Source organism: Halotalea alkalilenta DSM 17697, assembly GCF_000621205.1.
GTDB classification, from domain to species: domain Bacteria; phylum Pseudomonadota; class Gammaproteobacteria; order Pseudomonadales; family Halomonadaceae; genus Halotalea; species Halotalea alkalilenta.
Genome location: NZ_JHYY01000043.1, coordinates 36,425 through 42,890, shown reverse-complemented (window position 1 = coordinate 42,890; position 6,466 = coordinate 36,425). Strand labels below are relative to the sequence as shown.

General features: G+C 62.9%; 5 protein-coding genes. All 5 read right to left on the bottom strand.

Annotation, left to right across the window (positions count from 1 at the left end):
* Window positions 1-113: 113 nt before the first annotated feature.
* The 5 genes from Q376_RS0108865 to Q376_RS0108845 all read right to left on the bottom strand — a co-directional run bounded on the left by Q376_RS0108865 (window position 114) and on the right by Q376_RS0108845 (window position 6,279).
* A complete protein-coding gene (locus Q376_RS0108865) occupies window positions 114-2,657 on the bottom strand; it encodes a heavy metal translocating P-type ATPase (RefSeq protein ID WP_043446997.1) in 2,544 nt (847 codons plus the stop codon).
* Between the two features lie 44 nt (window positions 2,658-2,701).
* Complete coding sequence (locus Q376_RS21965; RefSeq protein WP_043446994.1) at window positions 2,702-3,166, bottom strand: MerR family transcriptional regulator; 465 nt, start codon at window positions 3,164-3,166, stop codon at window positions 2,702-2,704.
* Window positions 3,167-3,372: 206 nt separating this feature from the next.
* Window positions 3,373-4,569, bottom strand: coding sequence for a porin (locus Q376_RS0108855; protein ID WP_027350020.1), 1,197 nt, complete (start codon window positions 4,567-4,569; stop codon window positions 3,373-3,375).
* A gap of 539 nt (window positions 4,570-5,108) precedes the next feature.
* Window positions 5,109-5,237 carry a hypothetical protein gene (locus Q376_RS25525; protein WP_281173354.1) on the bottom strand — a complete coding sequence of 43 codons (129 nt, stop codon included), beginning with the start codon at window positions 5,235-5,237 and terminating at the stop codon, window positions 5,109-5,111.
* Window positions 5,221-6,279 (bottom strand): porin, encoded by a 1,059-nt coding sequence (locus Q376_RS0108845; RefSeq protein WP_027350019.1) that lies wholly within the window; start codon window positions 6,277-6,279, stop codon window positions 5,221-5,223. The genes Q376_RS25525 and Q376_RS0108845 overlap by 17 nt, the downstream gene beginning before the upstream one ends.
* Window positions 6,280-6,466: the final 187 nt, after the last annotated feature.

Genomic DNA, 6,466 nt, shown 5'->3' with positions numbered 1-6,466 from the left:
CCAGCGCGCTCTCGGAGGCGGCTGGAAGCCATCGTGGCATCTTCAAATACTTTGTCAGCAGCCTGCGAAACGGGCCGCCGGTGAAAACCGGCGGCCCGTTTCTTGCGCCACGTTCAAGCGGCGGCGCGGCGCAGGCGCAGGGCGTTGGCGAGCACGAACACGCTGGATAGCGCCATTGCCCCGGCGGCGAGCTCCGGTGACAGCAGCGGCCCGCCGAACAGGGTCAGCACGCCCGCGGCGACCGGAATCAGCGCGACGTTGTAGGCGAAGGCCCAGAACAGGTTCTGTCCGATGTTGCGCATCACCGCCCGCGATATCTCGATCGCCCGTAGCACCCCTCGTGGCTGGCCGTTGACCAGTACCACATCGGCTGATTCGATCGCGATGTCGGTACCTGAGCCCATCGCCACGCCGACGTCGGCGCTGGCCAGGGCTGGAGCGTCGTTGATGCCATCGCCGACGAAGGCGATCGAGCCCATGCGCTGGCGAAGCCGCTCTACCGCCGCCACCTTGCCACCGGGCAGCACTTCGGCGATCACCTCATCGATGCCGAGCTGAGCGGCGATCGCTTCACAGGTGCGGCGGTTGTCACCGCTGACCAGCGCGACCTTGATACCGTGGGCATGGAGGCCATCGATCGTCTCCCGGCTGCTCGGCTTGAGCGGATCGCTGACCGCCAGTACGCCGGCGAGCCGACCGTCGACCGCCGCGAACAGCGGCGTTTTCCCCATCTCGGCCAGCTCGGTGGCGCGCGCACTCAGGGCCGCTGGGTCGATGCCCAGTTTGGCCATTAAACTTCCAGTACCGATGGCGATCTCGCGACCGTCGACCTGTGCGGTCACACCGAGTCCGGTGAGCGATTCGAATCTTTCCAGCGTTCCACGGCGCAGGCCACGCGCATCGGCGGCGGTGACGATCGCTTGGGCGATCGGATGCTCCGAGCGCACCTCCACCGTGGCGAGATCGGCGAGCAGCTGCGCTTCGTCGATGCCTTCGATGCACTCCAGTTCGGTCAGGGCAGGCCGGCCTTCGGTCAAGGTGCCGGTCTTGTCGAGTGCCACCACCCGAACGTTCCTGAGGCGTTGCAGCGCCTCGCCCTTGCGCAGCAGCACCCCGAGCTGGGCGGCGCGGCCGGTGCCGACCATGATCGAAGTCGGCGTCGCCAGTCCCATCGCGCAAGGACAAGCGATGATCAGCACCGCCACCGCATTGACCACCGCAAGACCCAGCGACGGTGCTGGTGCCAGCAGCAGCCAGGCGAGGAAGGTGATCAGCGCCACGCCCATTACCGCAGGTACGAACCATAGCGTCACTCTGTCGACCAGTGCCTGCACCGGCAGCCTGGCGCCTTGGGCCTCTTCCACCATGCGCACGATCTGGGCCAGGAGGGTGCCTTCGCCTACCTCTGTAGCGCGGAGGATCAACGCGCCGCGCTGGTTGAGGGTACCGGCGGCAAGCCGGTCGCCTGGGCGCTTGTCGATCGGCATCGGCTCGCCGCTGAGCATCGACTCATCGACGAAGCTCTCGCCCTCGAGCACCACACCATCCACCGGGATCCGCTCGCCGGGATGGACCAGCACCCGCATGCCGGTCTCGATTTGGTCGATGGGCAGCATGGTGACGACTCCGTCGCGTTCGATGCGTCCTTGCCGTGGACGCAGGCCGATCAATTGGCGAATCGCGCTGGAGGTGCGCCCACGTGCGCGTATTTCCAGATAGCGTCCGAGCAGGATCAGCGTGACGATCACCGCGGCCGCTTCGAAGTAGACGTTGGCGGTTCCCGCTGGCAGCCAGCCTGGCTGCAGGGTGCTGATCAGCGAGTAGAGATAGGCCGCGCCGGTGCCGACGGCGACCAGCGAGTGCATGTCCGGCGCTGCGCGCAGCAGTGCGGGTATGCCCTGGCGGAAGAAGCGCCTGCCGGGCCCGGCCAGTACCAGGGTGGCGAGTATTGCCTGGAGCAGCCAGAGATTGCGCTGCCCGACGGTGGAGACCAGCAGGGCGTCGAGGCCCGGTATCAGGTGCCCGCCCATCTCCACAACGACGATCGGCAGGCTGAGCACGGTTGCCACCAGCAGCGCCCGATGCAGCGATCGCTGCTCTTCGCGCTGGCGTGCCTCCTGGTGTTCGCTCGCGTTGGCCGTGAGTGGCTTGGCCGAGTAGCCCGCATCTTGCACTGCGCGTATCAGGCTGGCGTCATCGACCTTGGCATCGAGCTCGACGGTCGCTCGCTCGCTGGCGAGGTTGACGTAGGCGTGTTTCACGCCGCTGACGCGGCCAAGCGCTCTTTCTACGCGGGATACGCAGGAGGCGCAGGTCATCCCTTCGATCTCGAATTCACGTCGCGTCGAAGAATGCCCGTCGCCCTCCGTCATTCCACCATGGTCGCCCGCCGGTTGCGCAGGCGTGGCCGGCTGCTTGGCGAGTTCGTCATCGTGCAGCGGGCGGGCGTGGTAGCCCGCGGCCTCGACCGTGGCGATCAGCTCCTGGCGTCCCAGCACGGTGTCGATTTCCAGGCGCGTCTTGTCCAGTGCGGTGATCGAGGCCGCTGGGTCGGCGGCCTCGATCCCTTGCCTGGTGCGCTGGATGCAGTGTCCGCAGCTGAGTCCGCTGAGGCTCAGCGACCAGTGATGCCGTGCGGGAGCGATGGTTCGTTGCATGAGTGAAGCCTCCTGGAGTAGGCCCCGGATGCCGGTGGATAGCCTCAGTGGGAGGCTTCTTGTGCGTGCTGCTTCGTCACTCGGGCCGGACAGCAGTCGTCCGCCCCGTCGTTCCAGTGCTCGATCAGCTGGCAGATGGTGTGTCCGTCGGGCGAGCCGTCGGGCATGGTCGACCAGGCGGCGAGCGCCTGCTCCATACGTTCGGCGAGGCTTTGCAGTTCACGAATGCGCGCCTGAACTTCAGGCAGTCGCGCGCTGAGCATGTCGCGGACCAGCGGGCAGGGTGAATCACCCTGGTCTGCGTGAGCGACGATGTCGCGGATCTCCTTGAGGCTGAACCCCAGGGTGCGCGCGCGAAGGATGAAGCGCAGTCGACCGAGCGCGCCTTCGTCGAACAGCTGATAGTTGTTATGAGGGTCTCGCGCTGGTTCGAGCAGGCCTTCACGGACATAGTGACGAACCGTTTCGGCGGTCACTTCGGCGCGACGCGCCAATTCGCTGACTTTCATTCTCGCCTCCAGAGGCTGCTGCGACTTCCTGTATCTCGCAGTCTAGAACCTGTGGGTAGCACTTAGGTCAATGGCAAGGGTGGTGAGACGGGAAGGATGAGAATGGTGCGGGAGGAGTAGTGGCGAACAGGAGGAGATGAAAACATTCCGCCCCGGCGAGCCGGGGCGGAAGGAAGCCGAACTAAAGCGTTGCCTTGCTTGGCAACTCAGTAGTTGTAGCGGACCAGGATGCCGGTGACGTCGTTGTCGTAGGCGTCGGCGCCGGTCTCCGACTTGTCATCCATGATCATGTGCTCGAGGGAGACGATCAGCTGTTCGTTGAAGGTGATCGCGGCTATACCGAAGATCTTGCGATCCATGCGAGACTCGCCTTCTTTGTCCTTGGCGTAGCTGTACTGGCCGAAGAGCTGCAGGTCGCCAAGTTCACCAAGCGCGCCGGGGAAGGTGTAACCGGCGAAGGTGTCGTAGTTGCGCGCGGACTGCATCACACCATCGCCTCGGCGATCGGTGGCGATCAGGTTACGCGACTCGCCGCCGAGAGCGGAGAGATACCAGTTGCCCGGCGCCCAGTTGACACCGACCTCCCAGCTGTTGACGTTGGGATCCTCGTCGTACTGCTCCCCATCACTGTTCAGGCCCTGCTGGTTGACCCGAGTGTAGTTGTAGCCGCCGAACAGGGTGACGTCGTAGCCCGGCCGATAGTTGAATGCGACCTGGCCGATGTATTTGCGCTCGGCGCCTACATCGTAGCCCTCGCCCCCACCCGGTACTACGATTTCCTGGCCGCCGACGTTGTAGGTTCGGTCGCGGTTACGGCCATGGATATTACCGTAGCTGGTGCCTGCCATCGCACCCAGGGTCCAGTCACCCACGTCGACCACGTACTTGATCGTCCGATCCGGACGCTGCAGCCCCAGCCAGTCGCCGTCGTAGCCCATCCAAGTCTGCGAGGTGTAGTCGGTATAGAGCCACGGTTGGTCAGTGTAGACGTCGACCAGGTCGTACATCACCGAGTACTGCTTGCCGACGGTGATGGTCCCATAGGTGGGGTTGCTCAAGCCGACATAGAGGTGGCGTTTGAAATGCGCATCGTCGCCATCGGCGAAGAACGGGTCGAAGCCCCATTCGGTGCGCGCCAGCGCAGTCCAGTCATTGGCGAAGTAGTGCTCATAGATCAGGTTGATACGCGAGCCGACGTTGTTGAAGTTGTCTTCGTCGCTGCCGCCGTCGTTCCATTCGTAGGCACCGGCGATACGGCCATTGATCACGAAACGGTTGTTGGGCGTTTCGAAGGCGGTGAAGGCGGCCGCGCGCTCGATGGTTGCCATCGAGGCAAGGCCGACGGCGACGGCGACGGCGATGGCGCTGTGCTTGAAGATTTGTCGATGTGCTGAACGCTGCATTGTCGTAGTGTTCCCGAATGTTTTAGTGGAGCCAACCGCGGCAAGCTGCGAGAACCTTGCGCGGGCAAGCACTGCTTTTTGTCGGTGTCGAGCGAGCTTGCACTCACTTAGAACACAGTCTCCGGGTTGGGAACGGCGCCGATCGACAGGTATGTGCGTGGGGTCGTTGTCGTCGCCAATATCACCAATCCGGTCCCGCGACCCGCATGGTGCCTAGCTCATTGGTGCTACAGCTGCTGCCAATGGCTGGCCCGCATGAGGTTAATTCACCTAAACCACTGTTATTCTGAGAATTGTGTATGTGCCGATTCAGGTGATGTGATCTTTATACCGAAAAATGGCGCGCACCTCATCATCGACTGTTGGTTAGTTCCATTTAATTACTCAATTAAAAATTGTTTTTTGAACTATTTTCTATATCGATGATTGGGTGGCAAGCGTCTTTCCGGCGCAAAAAAGCCCCGCCTGGCGCATCGAGCCGATCCATGTGCTGGAGCGGTCGAGACCAGGAGGGGCCTTCGCTGCGTTGCCTGACGGGATCAGTAGTTGTAGCGGACCAGCAGGGCGGTCGAGTCTTCGTCCGCGGTGGTGTTGCTGCCGCTGGCCGTCTTGTTGTCGTTGAACCGGTGCTCGAGAGCCAGGATCAGCTGGCTATCGAAGGCGACCAAGGCGGTTCCGAGCACGTAGTAGCTTGCGCGTTGGCTGGTGTCCTTGTCCTCGTAGCGGTTGACGGCGCCATAGAGCTGGACGTCGCCGAAGCTCGTGAGCTCGGGGAAGGTTGTACCTCGCCACGCCCTCATAGCTGCGCGCGCTCTGGTAGGCCCCATCGCGCTGGCCGCGCAGGTTGCGCTGCTCGCCGGCGTTCGCCGCAAGGTACCAGTTGCCCGGGGTCCAGCTGGCGCCGAGCAGCCAAGCGTTGACGTTGGGGTCTTCGGTGATCTGGCCCGCGTCGCTGGTGACGTAGTTCTGCTCGATTCGGCTGTAGTTGTAGGCCGCGGCCAGGGTCAGGTCCTCGTTGGCTTTCCAGCTCAATGCGGTCTGGCCGAAGTATCTGCGCTCGCCGCCGCGGCTAACGTACTCAGGGTTGCCGGTAACGAAATCGAAGCCGACCAGATCGGATTTGCTCTCGCCGGTCGAGGTGCCGTACATCAAGCCCCAGGTCAGATCATCCCAGGTGTTGCGATAGGAGATCGACTGGTTAGGACGGCTCAGGCCCTGGAAGCCGTTGCCCATGTTGCCATTGAACGAGCCCTGCGCCTCGGCGCCATAGACCCACAGCTGGTCGGTCATGATGCCGACCATGTCGTAGTAGATCGACCACTGCTGGCCAACCAGTACGGTCCCGTAGACCGGGTGCTTGATGCCGACGTACTGGTGGCGCTTGGTGTGGCTGTCGTCGCCATTCTCGAAGAAGGGATCGAAGCCCCACTCGGTGCGCGCAAGCGCGGTCCAGTCATCGGCGAAGTAGTGTTCGTAGACCAGGTTGATACGCGAGGCCTGGTTCTTGAAGTTGTCTTCCCCGTCGACGCCGCCGCGGTTCCAGGTGTAATTGCCGGCGATACGACCGTTGATGATGAAGCGGTTGTTGGCGTCTTCGTAGGCGGTGAAGGCAGAAGCCTGCTCGATGGCGCTGAAGGAAGCTGCGCCGATGGCGGCGGCGAGCAGGCTGAGTTTGAAAGTATGGTGTGCGTGAGATGTTGCGTTATGCATTATTGGATTCCTGATGATCCTGACGGATATGGCGCTTTTGTAGTTGTGGGTCGAATGGTTGTGGATAGGCCCGTGGCGATGATGCGATCGATTGGTTTGTTCTAGTTGTGATCCTTTCGATGAGCGCAGGAGATGCCCTGCTGCTCGTTCGTCTTGGGATCGCTACCACTGGCGGTCGACGGGCCAT